Annotated in this window: 16 protein-coding genes, 1 tRNA gene and 1 pseudogene; 9 read left to right on the top strand and 9 right to left on the bottom strand. The window is 68.5% G+C overall.

Annotated features, from left to right (window positions below):
- Nucleotides 1–336: 336 nt before the first annotated feature.
- Both D7V97_RS23820 and D7V97_RS23825 read right to left on the bottom strand, forming a co-directional pair.
- Nucleotides 337–561 (bottom strand): annotated as a pseudogene (locus D7V97_RS23820) (transposase family protein); the annotation flags it as partial.
- Between the two features lie 234 nt (nucleotides 562–795).
- Nucleotides 796–1,815, bottom strand: coding sequence for an SMEK domain-containing protein (locus D7V97_RS23825; RefSeq protein WP_120612957.1), 1,020 nt, complete (start codon nucleotides 1,813–1,815; stop codon nucleotides 796–798).
- 158 nt (nucleotides 1,816–1,973) lie between these two features.
- On the opposite strand from D7V97_RS23825, the gene D7V97_RS23830 reads away from it, so the two are divergent.
- From D7V97_RS23830 to D7V97_RS44235, 3 genes are all read left to right on the top strand, one after another.
- The gene (locus D7V97_RS23830; protein WP_120612958.1) at nucleotides 1,974–3,560 is read left to right on the top strand and encodes an IS1182 family transposase; all 1,587 of its coding nucleotides are present in this window, start codon (nucleotides 1,974–1,976) and stop codon (nucleotides 3,558–3,560) included.
- 570 nt (nucleotides 3,561–4,130) lie between these two features.
- On the top strand, nucleotides 4,131–5,189 hold the full coding sequence (locus D7V97_RS23835; protein WP_233583146.1) for a transporter: 1,059 nt from the start codon (nucleotides 4,131–4,133) through the stop codon (nucleotides 5,187–5,189).
- A gap of 293 nt (nucleotides 5,190–5,482) precedes the next feature.
- Nucleotides 5,483–5,815, top strand: a complete 333-nt coding sequence (locus D7V97_RS44235; RefSeq protein WP_147444952.1) for a hypothetical protein — start codon at nucleotides 5,483–5,485, stop codon at nucleotides 5,813–5,815.
- Between the two features lie 741 nt (nucleotides 5,816–6,556).
- On the opposite strand, the gene D7V97_RS23840 is transcribed toward D7V97_RS44235, so the two are convergent.
- Nucleotides 6,557–6,629, bottom strand: a tRNA-Asn gene (locus D7V97_RS23840).
- A gap of 138 nt (nucleotides 6,630–6,767) precedes the next feature.
- On the opposite strand from D7V97_RS23840, the gene D7V97_RS23845 reads away from it, so the two are divergent.
- From D7V97_RS23845 to D7V97_RS23870, 6 genes are all read left to right on the top strand, one after another.
- A complete protein-coding gene (locus D7V97_RS23845; protein ID WP_199728916.1) occupies nucleotides 6,768–7,967 on the top strand; it encodes an RsmB/NOP family class I SAM-dependent RNA methyltransferase in 1,200 nt (399 codons plus the stop codon).
- 127 nt (nucleotides 7,968–8,094) lie between these two features.
- A complete protein-coding gene (locus D7V97_RS23850; protein ID WP_120612961.1) occupies nucleotides 8,095–9,009 on the top strand; it encodes an LD-carboxypeptidase in 915 nt (304 codons plus the stop codon).
- Nucleotides 9,006–10,169, top strand: coding sequence for a serine hydrolase (locus D7V97_RS23855; RefSeq protein WP_120612962.1), 1,164 nt, complete (start codon nucleotides 9,006–9,008; stop codon nucleotides 10,167–10,169). The genes D7V97_RS23850 and D7V97_RS23855 overlap by 4 nt, the downstream gene beginning before the upstream one ends.
- An 8-nt stretch (nucleotides 10,170–10,177) precedes the next feature.
- Nucleotides 10,178–11,650 (top strand): UDP-N-acetylmuramate:L-alanyl-gamma-D-glutamyl-meso-diaminopimelate ligase, encoded by a 1,473-nt coding sequence (mpl, locus tag D7V97_RS23860; RefSeq protein ID WP_120612963.1) that lies wholly within the window; start codon nucleotides 10,178–10,180, stop codon nucleotides 11,648–11,650.
- A 4-nt stretch (nucleotides 11,651–11,654) separates the two neighbouring features.
- Nucleotides 11,655–12,248: a TlpA disulfide reductase family protein gene (locus tag D7V97_RS23865; protein ID WP_120612964.1), complete on the top strand. Its 594-nt coding sequence runs from the start codon at nucleotides 11,655–11,657 to the stop codon at nucleotides 12,246–12,248.
- A 26-nt stretch (nucleotides 12,249–12,274) separates the two neighbouring features.
- Complete coding sequence (locus D7V97_RS23870; RefSeq protein WP_120612965.1) at nucleotides 12,275–13,099, top strand: inositol monophosphatase family protein; 825 nt, start codon at nucleotides 12,275–12,277, stop codon at nucleotides 13,097–13,099.
- On the opposite strand, the gene D7V97_RS23875 is transcribed toward D7V97_RS23870, so the two are convergent.
- From D7V97_RS23875 to D7V97_RS23900, 6 genes are all read right to left on the bottom strand, one after another.
- On the bottom strand, nucleotides 13,096–13,716 hold the full coding sequence (locus D7V97_RS23875; protein WP_120612966.1) for a polysaccharide biosynthesis/export family protein: 621 nt from the start codon (nucleotides 13,714–13,716) through the stop codon (nucleotides 13,096–13,098). The two genes, D7V97_RS23870 and D7V97_RS23875, sit on opposite strands and share 4 nt — an antisense overlap.
- A gap of 10 nt (nucleotides 13,717–13,726) precedes the next feature.
- The gene (locus tag D7V97_RS23880) at nucleotides 13,727–14,989 is read right to left on the bottom strand and encodes a hypothetical protein (RefSeq protein ID WP_120612967.1); all 1,263 of its coding nucleotides are present in this window, start codon (nucleotides 14,987–14,989) and stop codon (nucleotides 13,727–13,729) included.
- A gap of 110 nt (nucleotides 14,990–15,099) precedes the next feature.
- Entirely contained in the window at nucleotides 15,100–15,657 is a 558-nt protein-coding gene (locus tag D7V97_RS23885; RefSeq protein ID WP_199728915.1) for a hypothetical protein, read from the bottom strand.
- An 87-nt stretch (nucleotides 15,658–15,744) separates the two neighbouring features.
- Nucleotides 15,745–16,191, bottom strand: coding sequence for a cyclic nucleotide-binding domain-containing protein (locus D7V97_RS23890; RefSeq protein ID WP_120612971.1), 447 nt, complete (start codon nucleotides 16,189–16,191; stop codon nucleotides 15,745–15,747).
- 47 nt (nucleotides 16,192–16,238) lie between these two features.
- Nucleotides 16,239–17,585 (bottom strand): TonB family protein, encoded by a 1,347-nt coding sequence (locus tag D7V97_RS23895; RefSeq protein WP_120612969.1) that lies wholly within the window; start codon nucleotides 17,583–17,585, stop codon nucleotides 16,239–16,241.
- Between the two features lie 4 nt (nucleotides 17,586–17,589).
- A partial coding sequence (locus D7V97_RS23900; RefSeq protein WP_368668956.1) for a hypothetical protein occupies nucleotides 17,590–17,874 on the bottom strand: 285 nt, incomplete at its 5' end.

Genomic DNA, 17,874 nt, shown 5'->3' on the forward strand with positions numbered 1-17,874 from the left:
ATCCGGTGCAGCCGCACCAGCTCTCTCAACCTGTCCATGTCGACTCTCCGGTAACTCATCCGCGCGCGCCCCTCCGCACACCGCTCCGGCGGTGCTCGGTGGGGCGCGAGGATGCATGGGATGACCGGCCAGGTAGGGACTCAGCCCGCCCACTGGCCACGTTTCTTCTGACTGCCTCCGCCCTGAGTCGACCGCCGCACCCACTGCTCCGGCGGGCGATCCGCTTGGCCGACCCTGGGGCGATCCGCTTGGCCGACCCGGCTACGAACAGCTTGGCCGACCCGACTGCGATCCATTACCCCGGCCCGTTACACCCGCGGTGATTGCAACGGCGCACTGCGCAGTGGCGAGCCGACGTGTCTGCCGAGCCCGAGCCGACAGCAGGCGCACCGGCCGCTCCGCGAATGTGCGGCGAGAGCATTCCGGGTTTCGACAGCAAAAGCGCCGCACGCGGATTTCAAGTTGGACGACACGCCCGGCGGAGGGCAGGTCTGCCGGGTGCCGGACGTAGCTGCCATGCACCGAGGCACTGGGCGTCTGGCATGAGGGGCATCGCGCTCCCGTGCCCTCCAGGCGCACTGTGAGGACAACATCCGCCGAGCCATCGTGGGTCACCCGGTCCACCCGACAGCCAGGAAGGGAGTACAGCGTTTCCATTCCCAGGGTGTATTCGCCCAGCTGGCAGCCTGCCGCCTCTGCCTACTCCCTCCGATGGGAACCACACGAAGTGCGGGAGAGCCACGGAACCGGGCTACTCCCAGCTACGCGGTTCCTCCTTCGCTATGGACACGAAATTTAGAAGTCCGAGAAGTCAAGAGTGACGAGCGACTTGCGAAGGTTGAGCCCCAGTTCCTTTGCATACTCAATCAACAGCAGATGGAAAGAGTTTCCTCGGTCGGGGAAACGGATGCGCCAATAATAGGTGCCGTCCGAATCGTGTGGCTCGTTGAAGTCGATCAGACCGACTTCCGACAGAAGCGCCAGATCTCCGTCGAGATCGTCGCCATGATAGATGCGGCGCAGCTTGGGGTCGCTGATCCGATACTCCTCGGTGGTGCTCGTCAATTGATCGTCCCGGCGCTCAATGAGGAGCTTGAATACCTCGCGCGTCAACCGAGGCAGAGCTGCGAGCTTGGTGCTCAATTCGGCAATCGCGTTCTTCGCTTTGTTGCGATCTATGGGCTCTTGCTTGGCGGCAAAATGTGCCTCCATTTTAGAGGCATCCGAGAGCTGCGGCTTCGGAAGCGCTTCAATAAGGTTGTCGATGCTGGTAGGGAAGCGACCTTCTTCGTCGGGTATCTCTAGCTCGATTTTGACTCGACGTGTCTCGCTCGATACATAGCGGGCAAGGTCCACCAGGGCGTCAATCGAAAGCGTCATGATGCGGCTGCAGACGTCATTGAAGTCCCAGACCATCTCTTCTTTGAAGCCGAAGCGTTCATAGGGCTCACCCTTGAAAGTGTAGGAGCCCTGTTTCTCCCCGATAATCAGAATGCGGATGTTCGGATACTTCGCACGCTCGTCGTCTTTTATGGTGTCTAGCGTCTCCTTTACCTTGGCACCGGACTTGTCGGCGGTGACTTGGAAGGCCCATCCGTTGGTGGCGTCTCCGAGATCAAGGCCGGGATTGTTTAAATGCTCGGCGTTGAGGTTGGACAGCCCGAGGCTGAGAACTTGATTGAGCACTTCCTTGGCGAAGTTTTCGACATGCGTGTGGATGTCGAACAGGTGTAGCCGCGCCCGCTGCTTGGCCTGCGCTGCAATGCCCGCCAAATCATCAACGATCTGACCGATAAGATGGCCTCGAGTAAGCATTTGTGGCTCCTGTGTGGTTGGTACGAATTTGAACTGTAAGCACTCCGCCAAGCGTCCCTAGAGCGCCGATCAGGTTACGGCGAGGGAGCAGGCAAGCGGTAGGGGATCGACGCGGGCTGTCGTCGAGTGCATAGGTCGCCACCTCACGGAGGTGGCTCATGGAACGCTGGAAGCCGGCTGTGGAGCAGAGCGCACGGGAGCAGCGCCTGCTGAAGCTCGCGGGGAAGAGCAGAAAACTTTTCGTCTTCCTGCGCGAGCATCGGCACGAGTTGTTCGACGAGGCCTTTCAGGACGAGCTCGAGGCAATGTACCGACAGACGGGCCAGGGGCAAGCGCCGCAACCGCCCGCGATGATGTGCATGGCGCTGCTGGTGCAGGCCTACACGCAGGCATCGGACGCCGAAGCCGTGTGTCTCTCGGGCACCGACAGCCGGTGGCGAATGGTATTGGACCGACTCGGCGCGGACGAGGACGCGCCAGCCTTCTCCCAGGGCGGGCTGCAGCAATTCAGGGAGCGACTCATCGCGACCGAGATGGACCGCCGACTGCTGGAGCGCACCGTCGAGGTGGCGAAGAGGACGAAGGGGTTCGATTCGAAGAAGACGCCGAAGACGCTGCGAGTGGGGGTCGATAGCCGCCCTTTAGAAGGGGCCGGGCGGGTTGAGGACACCATCAACCTGCTCGGCCACGCCGGCCGCAAGGTGGCCGAGGGCATGGCGCTCGCGCTCGGTACCGACGTCGAGGAGGTATGTCAGCAGGCCGATGCGCCGTTGCTGATGGCCAGCAGCATCAAGGCCGGCCTCGACATCGACTGGAGTGCGCCCGACGCGAAGCTCGACGCACTCAATCGCCTGTGCGGACAACTCGACCGCCTCATGGCCTGGGTGGCGAAGCAGTCGAAGTCGTGCGTCGCGGCTCCGCTGACTCGCTACATCGAAGCGCTCGCGCAGGTGCGCGAACAGGACCTTGAGCCGCGCCCCGAGGGCGGCGTTCAGATTCGACAGGGCGTGGCGGCCGACAGGCGCATCTCCATCGAAGACCCGGACATGCGCCACGGGCGCAAGAGCAAGAGCAAGCGCTTCAATGGCTACAAGCAGCACGTCGGCACCGACCTCGACACCGAGCTCGTGGTGGCCTGCGCCGTGACACCCGCCAACCGCCCCGAAGAGGAGGCGACGGGCGCACTGCAGGAAGACATGGCCCACCAGGACCTCTTCCCCGACGTCCTCCTCATCGACAGGGCGTATCTCAACAGCTCAATGGCCGAGGACGTGCTGGCGAGCGGCGGCGATATCGTCTGCCGGCCGTGGCGAGGAGCCAGCGCGAAGCCTGGACTCTTCGGCAAGCGCGACTTCAAAGTGAACATCCGCGACGGCACCCTCACGTGCCCCGCGGGCGAGGTGGAGCCCTTCGAGCCCGGCGCCGTCGTGCAATTCGACCCGGAAGCCTGCGGGCCGTGCAAGCTGCGCCCCAGTTGTACCCAGGCCGCGTCCGGCAAAGGGCGCAGCGTCACGATGGGCGACGACGAGCGGCTCCAGAAGCGCCTTCGCTCACGTCTGCAGTCGCGCTCGGGCCGCGCAGGACTCCGCGAGCGTGTCGGCGTCGAGCATTGCCTGGCACATCTCGCCAACCGCCAGGGCCCGAAGGCCCGTTACCGCGGCACGCGCCGCAACCTCTTTGACCTCAGGCGACTCGCGGTCGTCCAAAACCTCGAGGTCGCCGCGCGCTACCAACTCGCGGCGTGACCTAACCTGTTCGGCGCTCTAGTGTGTGAATTCATCGGGCGCTTTTCCCTTGGAGCAGGACGCGGTGGATTCTGCCCCGGCTCCGGCGGCAGCTCCAACTCCTGCTGCTTCGCAGCACCGGCCACTACCCCCCCCCATGCCAGCCATTCAGCTCGCTCTGGACCCTCTTGGGCATTGGGCGTTCCCCGCGCGGCATGAAGGAGCTGCCGCTCATCGTGAGGGACAGTAGCGAGCCCTCCCTGGGGCGTCGAAGAGTTGGGGACTCACCCTTGAGAGGTATGGACGAAGAGGCTGCGCTCTGCCTTCGGACGTGTCGCGCCTGAAGGCATGGACGAGCGGCTTCTGTAGAGTCTCTGCCCGCGGGCGGAGACAGAGACGTGCGGGTACGGAGCGATTCTTCGGGGCGGTCTTCGGCTCTCAGAGAGAGACTCACCAAGAGCCGGAGTAGCGGCTTGACGAGGGGAGTAGGGAAGGCGCCATCATCCCGGCATGAGTCAGGCCTCTCCTCCTCAACCGCCTTCGTCTCCTCCTTCGCAGCCGGTGCCGTCGAAGGGGATGTCCGTCCCTGTCGTGCTCATCGCCTCCTGCTTCGTGCTGGCCTTCATGGGCTGGATCATGAGGCTTGGATACCCTGGAGCGGTGCTGGGAGTGGGCGCCCTCGCTGGGTCCATCGCAATCTTCAGGAAGAAGGACTCCAAGCACCGCAGCGCTGCCGTCATTGGCGCAATTGCTTCTGGCATTGTCGTCTTCGGCGCCATCGGGAACGGGAACGAGAAGTCCCGCAGCGAGGCTGCGAAGGCGGCCTCCATCGAAGAGGCGCGGCAGAAGGCGGAAGCAAGTCGCGCTCATGAAGAGGACGTGTCCTCGCGCATTGCTGCGCTGGTTGCGTCGACGGCTCCCCAGGAGGCCGTCGACCTCTGCAACAGCTTTGGGGACGTCGGAGCCATCCCCGAGAAAAGCCGTGCCGGGTGCGGTGCGGCGTACCTTGCCAAGGGCCGCGAGTCGCTGGCCGCCGCGAAGCTCGCAGAGGCAGTGCCCCTCCTGCAGAGGGCGAGTGCCTTGTCTCCAGGCAACGCAGACGCGGCGACCGCGCTTTCGAGCGCGAGGGAGCTGCGCGGCAAGGAGGACTTCAAGAACAAGGGGCCGGAAGTCTCCGCTGGGCTGGCGCGTGCATTGACCCATGCCAAGGCGAAGCAATGGGAAGAAGCGGAGACGGAGCTGAACGCGGCTGACGCCACCCTGAAGGCATTTGAGGGACTCGAGGTCGCCAAGTCGAAGGAGTGGAACACCCTGTCGAGCCAGGCCGCTCAGCAGCGGAAGCGCATCCAGCCGGGACTGGAGAAGCTCCAGCTCCAGCGCGAGGCCCAGAAGCTGATGGTGGAGATGCGCGGGCCGAAGCCTGTGAACTCAGGCTGGGATGGCTCCGTGCTGGAGGTGAAGCAGTACCTCCGGCAGGTGATGAATGACCCCGACAGCTACGAGCATGTCTCGACGTCGGCTCCTGTTGCCCGCGATGCCTACTGGATTGTGAAGAGCTCCTTCCGGGGAAAGAATGCCTTCGGAGGGAAGGTTCTCAACACGAGGTACTTCTTCATTCAGCGGGGGCAGGTCGTCCGCGTGGAGGAGTAGGGCGGACTGCCTATCTCGACACGAAGGAGAGCGTCTCCTCTTGCCACCTTGCTGCCGAGCCTTTTCCCGCAGTTGCGACGGTTGGGACAATGGCCGCCGAAGCAGCGCTCTGCGTTCGATGGACCTAACAAGCTATGAATTGTCATCCGGCGCTGCGCCCTGAGTTCCGAGCCCGATGGCTGCGGGCCGCCGTTCTGTATGTGTGCCCTCTTGGAGTAGTCGCGGCGCTTGCGACGTCGTGCAGTCGCGGCGAGCCCGGGCCGCCGGACTTGCCGAAGCAACCAGATCGATGGGTGACTTCGATTGCGCTGGACGCTGACAGCAAGACACGGCACGTCGGAAAAACTAAGGACTACTTGATAACGGAAGTCACCGCGTTTGAGGCGGTGAACGGATTGCGGTCAGTCAGCGTGGGAGACGACATCGCTGGAATCCGAGTCGGGGCTATCCGGTGTTCATTTCACTGGCGGGATGCGAGCTACGGCGGCGAGCAGTACATGTGGCGCGGTCGATGGGCCTGTCTGGCAGGTAGGAGCAGAGAAGAGGTCGAAACGGCCGTCGCGGAGGACGGCACGAAACGGTTCGACTACATCCGCGTAGCTCCTATCCAACTGCAGGCGGAGTGAGGCGGACAGCCCGGGAAGAGGCTGTGTTGGCTGTGGGCTTGGCCACGAGCTTCTGAGGTTCATCTCGGAGAGTCCGTCTCGCTCGTGCCAGGCGGAAGCGCAGCCTCGCCTCAGCGGGGCCGTCGTGGCGGGCCGGTCGCGGCGGCCTTCTGCGCGGGCCTTGGGACGGCTCAGCACAGGCGCTGGCGAACGCGGGCGCATCCTCGGGCCGTCCTTCCTTGCCCAGCCGGAGCCACGACGGCGCGCGGGCAAGAGCAGCGAGGCGGGGCAGGGGGCCGGGCCGAGAACTCGGCCAAGAGCTTCTGAGAGTCTTCTCGGAGAGTCTGCGCCGCGCGACGAAATCGAGAATACCGAGTAACGGCGAGCCTTTTTCGCTCTCTCGGTTAACAGGTGGCCCATTTCGGCCTTCTGAAAGGGGGAAATGGCGTAACCCCGGAAGGTACGACATCGAAAGCCAGGGATTGTCAGAGTCGGCTGCCCGCGGTGGTTAACAAAACTGTTAACCACTCTCGGCCTCTCTCTCCCCAAAACGGGCGAAAGAGCGCTCCAGAGAGCCCAATTGGCGGCGAAGAAGAGGGGGCGTCTCGCTCTGCGGGGTAGAGGACCGAGAGCGTCCTCTTCAGCACCGCGAGCCAGAATCCCTTGGGACTCAGGGGCTTAAGCACGAAGGCCCCGCGATGTTCATCGCGAGGCCCGTGTAAAACAAAAGGGCCCTACCGGTTGGTAGGGCCCTTCGTTCAGCTCCCCGACGTGGACTCGAACCACGGACATGGTGATTAACAGTCACCCGCTCTACCAGCTGAGCTATCGGGGAAGATGTCCCGTCGCGGCGGTGGGTTGCCGTGACGGACGCGATTTCTAGAGAACCGAGCCTGCCCTGTCAACTGTCCCGTTCAATCCGATCTCCCGACTCGCCGCCCAGCCCTGGTCGGCGCTCGGTGGGCTTGCCCCCATTGTCTCAGGCGCGGTCGCCCGGATCCTCTCGGGGGATCCCGCCGAGCGTGTCCTCGACCGGACCCTGCGCTCCCACCGCGATTTGTCCCGCGAGGGGCGCCAGGCGCTGAAGGAGGCCGTCTTCAACGTGGGCCTCTGGCGCCAGCGCCTGGCGTTCCTCCTGGATTCGGAGGACGCGACCCCTGCCCAGCTCCTCTTCGCGCTCCTGCACGGCCTGGCCGGCGTTCCTGCCCCGGAAGCCGCTGCCTGGTCCGGCCTGGACGCCCCCGTGCCACTGCGCACCGGAGAGCCTCCTTCGCTGGCGCTTCGGGCCTCGCTGCCGGACTGGCTCGCGGACCACTTCTCCCAGGAGCTGGGCCCGGAGGCGGAGGACTTCTGCGCCCACCTCAACGTCCCCGGTCCCATCACCCTCCGGGTGAACCCGGCCCGTCTGTCCCGTGAGGCCCTGGCCGCTCGCCTTGCCTCCGAGGGCGTCGCGACCCGGCCCGGCACCTGGAGCCCCCTGGCCCTCCACGTCGACGGACCCCGGCCGAACCTCTACGCCCTGGAGTCGCTTCGCGAGGGCCTGTTCGAGGTCCAGGACGAGGGCAGCCAGCTCCTGGGACTCCTCGTGGAGCCCCAGCCCGGGGAGACCGTGCTGGACCTGTGCGCCGGAGCCGGAGGCAAGACGCTCCAACTGGGGGCCGCCATGAGGGACCAGGGCCGCCTGATGGCCTACGACCCGGATGCGGAGCGGCTGGACCGGCTCCAGCAGCGCTCCTCCCGCGCCGGCCTCACCCGCGTCCAGATTCTCCGGACCCTTCCCGCACCGGGCCTGGGGGCCGACCGTGTCCTCGCGGACGTTCCCTGTTCCGAGCTCGGGTCGCTCCGCCGGGGACCGGACCTGCGCTTCCGGCTCACCCCGGACGTGCTCTCCCGGTTCATCCCCACCCAGCGCGACATCCTGGCCCGGGCCGGGGACGTCGTGCGCCCGGGCGGCCGGGTCGTCTACGCGACCTGCACCGTCAACCGCGCGGAGAACCAGGACGTCGTCGCGGACTTCCTCCGCTCCCGCCCGGACTTCCGCGCCGTCCGCCCGGGCGCCGGGTGGCTTCCGGACTCCTGTGTCCAGGACGGCTTCCTCCTCGTCACGCCCCACCGTCACGGCACGGATGGTTTCTTCGCCGCCGTGCTCGAACGCTCGGAGTCAGCGGGGTAGGGCGGGGCACGCCTACGGGAAGCAGCCAGCCGAGCCCTCCACAGGGCCGCGTTCCTCCATCCAGCGGTACTCAACGCTTCGGCTCCGGCCCACCCTGAATCACCGTGTCACCTCCGCCCCCGGTGCTATGAAGCGCTGCGTGCGTTGGCTCAAGCCCCTTCCGCTCCGCCCCCGTGACACGGTGCATGTCGTCGCTCCCGCGGGCCCCTTTGAACAGGCCCCCTTCGAGGCCGGCCTCCGGCTCCTCTCCGAGCGCTACACGCCGGTGATCCGGCCCGACATCGGCGCCTCGCACCGCTACCTCGCTGGGGACGACGCCCGCCGCCTGGCGGAGCTGTCGAACGCGTTCCTCGACCGCGCCTCCCGCGCCATCTTCTGCGCCCGGGGCGGCTACGGCAGCTCGCGGCTCCTCCCCGAACTGCCGCTCGACAAGGCCGGGCCCGTGGCCTTCACCGGCTTCTCCGACCTGACATCCATCCACTGCGCGCTCCAGGCGCTTGGCCGCGTCTCCCTCCACGCGCCCGTCCTCACGCAGTTGGGCCGGCAGTCGTCCCAGGTCCACGACTACCTCTTCCGCCTCCTCGAGTCCTCGGAGGCCCCGCCGCCCCTCCACGGCAACGCGACCTATGTGCCCGGCACCGCCGAGGGCGTCCTCGTCGGCGGCAACCTGTCCGTGTTCTCCCGGCTCCTGGGCACTCCGTACATGCCGCCGCTCGACGGCGCCGTGCTCCTCCTGGAGGACGTCACCGAGCGCCCCTACCGCATCGACCGCATGTGGACGCACCTGCGCCTCGCCGGCGTCTTCGCCCGCGTGCGCGGCATCGTCCTGGGCGACTTCACCGCGTGCGAGGAGAAGGACGCCACCTACTCCAGCGCGGACGTGCTGCGCGAGCTGGCGCGGGATGCGAAGCTGCCTTGCGCCGCGGGCTTCCCCATCGGCCATGGCGCCATCAACTACCCCGTGGCGTTCGGGACGCAGGTGCGCCTGGATGCCGACGCCGCGCGCCTCACCTTCCTCGAAGGCGCGGTGAGCCCGGGATGAGCACCCACCCCATCGCCAACCTCCAGGCGGTGCTCGACGACGGCGTGGAGCTGGGCATCTTCCCCTCCGCCCAGGCCGTGGTGCTCCACAAGGGCCTGCAGGTGTTTGGCGGCGTCGCGGGCAAGGCCACTGGCGACACGCGCTTCGACCTCGCGTCCCTCACCAAGGTCGTCTCCACCACCGCGCTCTTCCTGCGCCTGTGGACCGAGGGCAAGGTGGGCCCGGACACGCTCGTGTCCCGCTACTTCCCCGGCTCGCCCGTGGGCGACGCGAACGCCACCGTCGCGGACCTGCTCTACCACCGCTCCGGCCTGCCCCCGTTCGTCCCGTTCTTCGCGGAGGTCCTCAAGGCCCGGCCGGAGCTGCTCGACGCGGGCTGCCCCGCGAGCGTTCGCGCCCAGGCCCGCGAGGACGTGCTGCGCGCCGCCGCCGCCACGCCGCTCGAAGCTCCCGTGCGCACGAAGTCCGCGTACAGCGACGTGGGCTTCATCCTCCTGGGCGAATTGCTCTCGCGAGCCGCGGGCGCACCCCTGGACACGCTCTACTCGCGCCACGTCGCTGAACCGCTGGGCCTGTCCGCCCGCTTCCACCGCCTCACCGACTTCCCCGTGGACGGCACCACCGCGCCCACCGGCGCCATGCGTCCCCGCGAGCCCGCGCCCGGCCAGGAGTCGCTGTGGAAGGACGTGCCTTCGCGCCCGTCCCGGCCCGGCGAGGTGGATGACGACAACGCCTGGGTGCTGGACGGCGTCGCGGGCCACGCGGGCCTCTTCGGCACCGCCGTGGACGTGGCGCGCTTCGGTCAGGCCGTGCTCGAAGGCTGCGCGGGCACGCACGCGGCCATTGCTCCCGCGCCCCTGTGGCACCGGTTGCTCGCCACGGATCCGCTCGTGGTGGGCAGCACGCGCTCCATGGGCTTCGACTCGCCGTCGAAGGGGTACTCCAGCGCGGGCCGCTTCATTGGCGACACGCCTCCGGGCGCGGTGGGCCACCTGGGCTTCACCGGCACCAGCCTCTGGGTGGACCTGCGGCGCTCGCTCGTGGTCGCGCTCATCACCAACCGCGTGGCCCAGGGCCGACAGGACCTGCGCATCCGCGACTTCCGCCCCGCCTTCCACGAACTGGTCGTGGAGGCGCTCGACCTCAACACCGCCCCCTAAGGGACAGCATGGCTGACGACAACGGCAACGTCCTCGACACCCTCGACCCGAAGTCCGTGCGCCGCATCCACCTGGTGGGCGTGGCTGGCACCGGCATGGGCTCCTTCGCCGGCATGCTCAAGGCCGCCGGCTACGACGTCACCGGCAGCGACGAGAACGTCTACCCGCCCATGAGCGACATGCTCAAGGCGTGGGACATCCCCGTGCGCACCCCGTACGCGCCCGCCAACCTGGACGCGGCGAACCCGGACCTGGTCATCATCGGCAATGTCATCCGCCGCGTGAACCCGGAGGCCACCGCCGTGCGCGAGCGCGGCCTCAAGCAGATGAGCTTCCCCGCCGCCCTGGGCACGCTCTTCCTCGACCACGCGCACTCCATCGTCGTCGCCGGCACCCACGGGAAGACGACGACGTCGTCGCTGATGGCCCACGTGCTGGTGTCGGCCGGGAAGGATCCGTCGTTCCTCGTGGGCGGCGTCACCCAGAACTACGCGGGCAACTACCGCGTGGGGAAGGGGCCGCACTTCGTCGTCGAAGGCGACGAGTACGACACCGCCTACTGGGACAAGGGCTCCAAGTTCCTCCACTACCGCCCGCGCACCGCCATCGTCACGAGCGTGGAGTTCGACCACGCGGACATCTTCCGCGACCTGCCCCACTACGAGGCCACGTTCGAGAAGTTCGTGCGCCTGGTGCCCAAGGACGGCCAGCTCGTCGTCTGCGCCGCGTACCCCAACGCCGTGCGCATCGCCCGGGACGGTGGCACCGCGCCTGTCATCACCTACGTGGCGAAGGAGGGCGCGGACGCGGACTACACGCCGAAGAACATTTCCTTCGGCCCGGACGGCGCCCGCTTCGACGTGGTGGAGCGCGGCCAATCACTGGGCACCCTCACGCTGCCGATGTCCGGCGCGCACAACGTGGAGAACGCGCTGGCCGTCATCGCCGCCGCGCGCGGGCTGGGCCTCTCCTTCGCTGAGCTCCAGCAGGGCCTGTCCACCTTCCAGGGCGTGAAGCGCCGGCAAGAGGTGCGCGGGGACGTGGGCGGCGTGCTCGTGGTGGACGACTTCGCGCACCACCCCACCGCCGTGCGCGAGACCATCGCCGCCATCCACCACCGCTACCCGGACCGGCGGCTGTGGGCCATCTTCGAGCCGCGCTCCAACACCAGCCGCCGCAACATCCACCAGGAGGACTACGCGCACGCCTTCCCCGGCGCCTCCCGCGCGAGCCTCAAGGTGCCCGAGCACCACGACAAGGTGCCCCTGGACCAGGAGCTGAGCGTCCCGAAGCTCATCGACGCGCTGCAGGCCCAGGGCATCGCCGCGGACGGCGCCACCGACGTGCAGACGCTGGTGGACCGCGTGTCCTCCGAGGCGAAGGCCGGCGACGTGCTGCTCGTCATGAGCAACGGCTCCTTCGGGGGCTTCATCGACAAGCTGCTCGCCGCGCTGAAGGCCCGCGCCGGAAAGGGGACCTGAAGCCATGCGTCGTCCGCTCTTCACGTCGCTCACGGTCCTGGGACTCATGGGGCTCGCCGCTGGCTGTGCGTCGTCGTCGCCGGCCCCGCTGCCGCCGCTCACCGAAGCGCAGGGCGCGAGCCCCCGCTCCAGCAGCGCGGCCCTGGAGTCGTCGGAGCGCCGGTCGTCCCAGCCGCTGTCCTTCCAGGTGACGCACTACCCGGACAATCGCCCGTATGACCTGAAGAGCGACCGTGGCCAGGTCGTCCTCCTGGACGTGTGGGCCACGTGGTGCGAGCCCTGCAAGGACGCGCTGCCCCTGTACGCGCAATTGCAGCGCGAGTACGGCAAGCGCGGCTTCAAGGCGTACGCCCTCAACGTGGACGAGGACGTGCGAGCCATTCCGGCCTTCCTGGAAGAGGCGAAGGTGGAGGTGCCCATCCTCCTGGACGCCAACGCGCTGGTGTCCGAGCGCCTGCTGAAGGTCCGGCTGATGCCCACCACCTTCCTGATTGATAGGCGCGGTGTCGTGCGGCACGTGCACGAGGGCTTCGCCGAGGAGTTCCTCCAGCAGTTCCAGACGGAGATCGAAGCGCTGCTGGCAGAGCCCGCGCCCTGACCTGAACCCCCTTGGGAGATGCACCCATGGCTGACGCTTCCGACACGCCCGCCGCGCTGCGACGCACGGCGGAGGAGGGCGCCCGGATGGCCGGCGGCATCCTCCGGGAGCGCTTTCCCAAGCACCGCACCATCGAGTTCAAGGGCGGCATCGACCTGGTCACCGACGCGGACCGGGCCTCCGAGGCCGCGCTGCTGGACTTCCTTCGCCAGCGCCACCCGCACCACGCCATCCTCGCGGAGGAGAGCGGCGCGTGGCAGGGCACCGACACCTTGCGCTGGCTGGTGGATCCGCTGGACGGCACCACCAACTACTCCCACCAGGTGCCGCACTTCTGCGTCAGCGTGGCGGTGGAGGGGCCCGAAGGCACGCTCGCGGGCGCCGTCTACGACCCGATGCGCGACGAGCTCTTCTCCGCCGCGAAGGGGCAGGGCGCCACCCTCAACGGCCTGCCGCTGAAGGCCAGCACCGCGGACACGCTGGAGCGGGCCCTGCTGTGCACGGGCTTCCCCTACGACGTGCGCGAGCGGCCGGACCTGCCCGTGGGCCTCTTCACCCAGCTCATCCTCCTGGCGCAGGGCATGCGCCGCACCGGCAGCGCCGCGCTGGACCTGGCGTACGTCGCGGCCGGCCGCTTCGACGGCTACTTCGAGTTCGGCCTCAAGCCCTGGGACATCGCCGCGGGCGGCCTGCTGGTGGCCGAAGCGGGCGGCGTCATCGTGCACATCGACGGGAAGCCCTTCGACGTGCTCAAGGGCGACGTGCTCGCGAGCGGCGCGGCGCTGGCGCCCACGCTTCTGGCCCAGGCGAAGCGCTTCCTCGCCGAGCTGCAGTGGACGTCGCGCGACTAGAAGAAGCTCTCCGGCACGAAGACGATGTCGCCCGCCTGGAGCAGGAAGTTGCGCTCGCGGCCCACGCCGATGTCCTCCACGGGCACGCGGATCTTCCGCTCCTGGCCGTCCACCACGCGCGTGACGAGCGTGTTGTTCTTCGCCGCGAGCTTGGTGAAGCCGCCCGCGAGCGTAATGGCCTGGATGATGGACATCTCACCGTCCACCGGGAACGTGCCGGGCTTCTGCACCTCTCCGAAGACGAAGATCTTCTGCGAGTTGTACTCCCGCACCAGCACCGACACCTGGGGATGGCGCAGGTAGCGCGACAGGCATTCGCGCAGCACGTCCGCCGCGGAGCTGGCGGTGCGGCCCGACAGCGGCACCTTGCCGCACAGTGGATAGTCGATGGTGCCTTCGGGGGACACGCGCCAGGTGCCGGAGTGCTCGGGCTCCTGGAAGACGCGCACCTCCACCACGTCGCCGGGGCCCAGGCTGCCGCTGGACGTCTTCGCGCGCTCCGCGCTGGAGGCCGGGGTGGGCGGGGGCGCGGGAGGGCGCGTGTCCGCGTGACACGCGACGAGGAGCGCGAGCAGTCCCGAAACGAGCAGGCGCAAGGGGAGGCGCGGAGATCCCATGCGCACGGCCTCAGTACGTGACGGACACCCGCGCATAGCCTTCGTGGCGGGTGTAGTTGAGGCCGCTGGCGGCCAGGGAGGACGAACGGGTGCTCAGCGTGTAGCCCACCGCGCCCAGCAGCCACGGACGGAACTGGTACTCCGGGCCCAGGTCCAGCGACACCAGCGTGTCGCTGCGCGTGCCCGTGAACGAGAGCAGGTCCACCGCGCCCGCCGCGTGCAACGCCAGCTGCGAGCCCATCAGCGACCGGGCCTCCACGTAGAAGCGGTCGTCGCGGAAGGTGCCGTAGGCGGCCACGGGCTCGAAGGCGCGCAGGTAGCCGCCCTTCACGGTGAGCGCCGGGCCCCACAGGTACGTGCCCTCCGCCTGCGCCACCACGGTGCCGCCTCCGCCTTCGCCCAGGTTCTGGCTCCAGCCCGCCTTCGCCGTCAGCGTGATGCGCGGCGACACGAGCCCCGCGACGCCCGCCATCGCGTGCAGGAGCAGCGCGGACGGCGTCGTGGTGTCGTTGAAGTAGCCGCGGTACGTGATGCCGGTGTCCGCCACCACGGCCGTCTTCGGCAGGAAGCGCCAGCGGCCCTCCACGCCCAGTCGCAGGTTGCCGTAGTTGAACTGGCTGGCGGCGAGCGGATCACACTCGACGGCGGTGCAGCCCACGGCGGCCTGTCCGCCCAGGGGCTCGAAGAACTCCATCGCGTACGCCACCGCGGGCGTCAGCTCCAGCGCGCCGCCGCCGGGCTTCCACTGCGCCCGCACGCGCGCCTCGTTGAAGAGGCTCAAGACGCCCGCGCCCAGCGCCACCGTGCGCGTGCGGTCCGAGCGCGTGAGCTGGTCGCCGACCTCCACGGACAGCGTGCCCTCCGGGTCGAAGCGCAGCGACAGGTCCGCGGCGCCCTCCAGGTGCGACGCCGCGCCGGAGCCCGCCGTGATGAGGCCCGTGTAGGCGACGTAGTCCAGGTTGCCGCGCAGGGAGAGCGCCAGCTTCTGCGACGGCACGTCCAGCAGAAACCCGGGGCGCACGTGCAGCGCCAGCTCCCCGGACAGGTCCGGCGACAGCGGGCCGGTGCCCTGCTCGCGGAAGTAGCCCACGCCGCTGTCCAGCCGCGTCTCCAGGTCCAGCGTCGGGTGCAGCCGTCCGTTGCCCACCTTGAGGCCGTTGCCGCCCGGGGGGCGCCCGCCGCCCATGGTGGCCTGGGCCGACGCCGTCAGCGGCAGCAGCACCGCGAGCGCCAGGGCCGTGAGGGCCAGACGGAATGTCCCAGGCTGCGTCATGGTGTCAGAAGCGATCCGGAAGGGGAGGCGGTCGGCATAGCACGCGAGCCTACCCACCGGAACAAACCGTCGTCGGGTCGTGGCGCGATGCGTGAAGAAGGGCCGGACACTCAGTCGATGGGGCTCGCGGGCGGGGGCCGCACCACGAGGTCCGGCGGCGGCGCGGGCCGCGTGGGGTCGCCGCCGGGCAGGTTGTCCGGCTCCTCGACCTCCACGAAGAGGTTCTCGTCGGTGCGGAAGGCGAGCTGGCCGATGCACTCCTCGGCCTCCGAGCGAAGCTGGCCCACCTTCTGCTGGGCGATCATCACCTTGGTGTACTCGTGCTCGCCGGGCGCCGCCTCCTGCTTGCTGAGGGCCTCCTGGAGCGACACGTCCGCCTGCTCGGAGATGCGCAGCAGGCCCTTGATCTGCGTGAGCTTCTCGTTGGCGCAGTTGAGCTTCACCACGTCCTTCGTGCGCCGCGCCTCCTCCACCTTCTCCAGCACCTGGCGCAGCGCTTCGCGCATGCCCCCCAGGGCCTGCGTGCTGCGCTCCAGCTTCTGGCTGTCCGGCACGTCGCCGGCCTTGTCCAGAACGGAGGGCGGCGGGCGGACCGGCGACGGCGCGGGCGCTTGCGCGAACGCCATCCCGGTGGTCATCACCACGACGAGCATTCCGAGGGTGCGCATGTGCGTCACGAGTCCTTCCAGCCCCTTCATTCCCACCCGTCGAGAGTAGGAGCGGGGGGGTGGGGTGTCAACGCAATGTCCCCGCGCTCAGTCCTGGGGCGCGAGCCGGGCGTTGGCTTCCCGCAGGCGCTCGGAGAGGCTGCGCGCGATGTTCACGACGATGAAGGTGAAGCCCTCCGCGTGAGCAAGTCGGAAGGTGCGTAAATCCTGTGCGGTGAGCTGGAGCAGCTCCACCTCGCCCAGGGCGCGCACGGTGGCGGAGCGGTGGTCCTTGTCGATGAGGCCCATCTCCCCGAAGAACTCCGGCGGCCCCAGCACGGTGAGGGGCTTCACGGCGTTGTCCGGCCCCCGGCGCACCACCTCCACCTGGCCGCGCACGATGACGAAGAGGCTGTCGCCCAGGTCGCCCTCCTCGAACACCACCTCGCCGTGCGCGTACCGGTACAGCCGGGCCAGCTCCGCCAGCCGCGCCAGCTCCGCGGGGGCGAGCATCTCGAAGAGGGGGGATGTGGCGATGACGGCCAGCTTCTCCATGTGCTCCCCGCAGGTCCGGCGCATCCGGGGTGTCCGGACAATCGAGCCTAATCTCCTGGCGAGAAGATGAACGGGTACGAGACGGGCACGTCGTCACTCGGTTGGAAAGGGAACTTCCAGCCGCGGATGGTGGTGATGATGCAACTGCTGACACCCTCGGAGCCCAGGGTGCTTTCGTCCACCTCGATGTTGCCGGCGCGACCGTCCGGCTTGAGGTTGAAGCGGACCATCACCCTGCCCTTGAGGGTGGGGTCGCGCTTGAGCTCCTTCTCGTAGCAGCGCTGGATGGACGACTTCATGCGCTGGATGAAGCGCGCCAGGTCCTTGGGTTTGACCTCGGAGCTGTCCACTTCCGGCACCGCGTCCGCCACCTGGGGCACCTTGACGGTCTGCTTGCGGCCCGTGTCCACGGCGCCCACGCCGGTGGTGCCCTTCACGTCGATGCCCGCGGCCCTGCCCCCGGTGTCGCCCTGGATGGTGCCCAGCCCGTTGCCGCCCGCGCCCACCGCGAGCGCGCCGCCGCCGGCCTGCGCGCCCTGGAGCGCCTCCGCCACGTTGGTGCTGCCCACTCCGTTGCTGAGCAGGTCCGCGATGACGCCGCCGCTGCCGCTGGCGCCCAGCACCTTGAGGATGCCGGTGCCGGCCACGCGGGTCTCCAGCTGCTTGCGGCGCTCCTCGGCACTGGCCGCGGGGGCGGGCGTCGTGGACGCGGTGGTGGGCTTCTTCTCCGTGGGCTTCTTCTCCTCCGGCTTTGCCTCCGGGGTGGAGCCGGTGTCCTTCGGCTCCTCCTTCGCGGGCGGCTGGGGCGGGATGATGGCGCGCACGAAGCGGTCTTCCAGCTGGTCGAGCGCCACCTCCGCCTCCACCGGCGTGGGCCGGGAGGCGATGAGCGCGACGCTGCCCACGTAGAGCACGAGCATCGTCGCGAGGATGCCGAAGAAGAGCCGGTCCACGGTGCGCCACGCGCTGCCCTTCAACTCCGGGGGCAGCGCGGGCTTCGCGTCCGCCGGGGGGGCGGGGACGAAGTGGAAGAAGAGGGTGGCGTCGGTGAGCTCCACCTTGCCGCGGGCGCTCTCCTGCAGGGGCAGGTCGAAGGTGGCGTCCTCGCGGCGGGTGGCGAGCCCCTGCGAGCGCAGCGCGTCGAAGTCCACGTCGGACGAGCCCAGGTTGACGCGGCCCTGCATGTGCTCGTCGATGATGAGGTGGAACTGGTTGGCGCGGTTCTCCAGCACCTTGAAGCGCCCGGGGCGCTCCATCGCGGCGGGCATGACGATGGTGCTCCGGGCGTCATCGCCGATGGTGATGGAGTCGTGGAGGACGTGGTGCTCCTCGACGATGCGGCCGTCCTGGATGACGCCGACGCGCAGCAACTTGGGGCTGGTTTGGAGGGCCATGGCGCTAGAAGGGGTCCTGATCCACGCTCTGGACCACCTTGGGCACGAAGCTCTCGGTGCGGTTCAGGTCGTCGAAGCTCGGCTTGGAGCGGTCGAGAAAATAGAAGGCTTCCGGCTTCTGGATGCGGCCCTCGACGGTGATGGCCTCCAGGTGGATGGCCTTGGGCGCCTTCTTCGTCGCGGGAGGCGGGGCCTCCGCCGTCTTCTTCGCGGACGCGGGCGCGGGGTCCTCCGCCCAGGACGGACGGGCGGCGACGAACAGCAGGAGCAGGAGGGCGGGGCGCATGGG

It is taken from the genome of Corallococcus sp. CA053C (assembly GCF_003611675.1).
GTDB lineage: Bacteria > Myxococcota > Myxococcia > Myxococcales > Myxococcaceae > Corallococcus.

Coding starts and splice junctions, on each gene's coding strand:
- D7V97_RS23825 (WP_120612957.1), bottom strand. CDS start 1,815: ATGCTTACTCGAGGCCATCTTATCGGTCAGATCGTTGATGATTTGGCG.
- D7V97_RS23830 (WP_120612958.1), top strand. CDS start 1,974: ATGGAACGCTGGAAGCCGGCTGTGGAGCAGAGCGCACGGGAGCAGCGC.
- D7V97_RS23850 (WP_120612961.1), top strand. CDS start 8,095: ATGAAGCGCTGCGTGCGTTGGCTCAAGCCCCTTCCGCTCCGCCCCCGT.
- D7V97_RS23855 (WP_120612962.1), top strand. CDS start 9,006: ATGAGCACCCACCCCATCGCCAACCTCCAGGCGGTGCTCGACGACGGC.
- mpl (WP_120612963.1), top strand. CDS start 10,178: ATGGCTGACGACAACGGCAACGTCCTCGACACCCTCGACCCGAAGTCC.
- D7V97_RS23865 (WP_120612964.1), top strand. CDS start 11,655: ATGCGTCGTCCGCTCTTCACGTCGCTCACGGTCCTGGGACTCATGGGG.
- D7V97_RS23870 (WP_120612965.1), top strand. CDS start 12,275: ATGGCTGACGCTTCCGACACGCCCGCCGCGCTGCGACGCACGGCGGAG.
- D7V97_RS23875 (WP_120612966.1), bottom strand. CDS start 13,716: ATGGGATCTCCGCGCCTCCCCTTGCGCCTGCTCGTTTCGGGACTGCTC.
- D7V97_RS23880 (WP_120612967.1), bottom strand. CDS start 14,989: ATGACGCAGCCTGGGACATTCCGTCTGGCCCTCACGGCCCTGGCGCTC.
- D7V97_RS23885 (WP_199728915.1), bottom strand. CDS start 15,657: ATGCGCACCCTCGGAATGCTCGTCGTGGTGATGACCACCGGGATGGCG.
- D7V97_RS23890 (WP_120612971.1), bottom strand. CDS start 16,191: ATGGAGAAGCTGGCCGTCATCGCCACATCCCCCCTCTTCGAGATGCTC.
- D7V97_RS23895 (WP_120612969.1), bottom strand. CDS start 17,585: ATGGCCCTCCAAACCAGCCCCAAGTTGCTGCGCGTCGGCGTCATCCAG.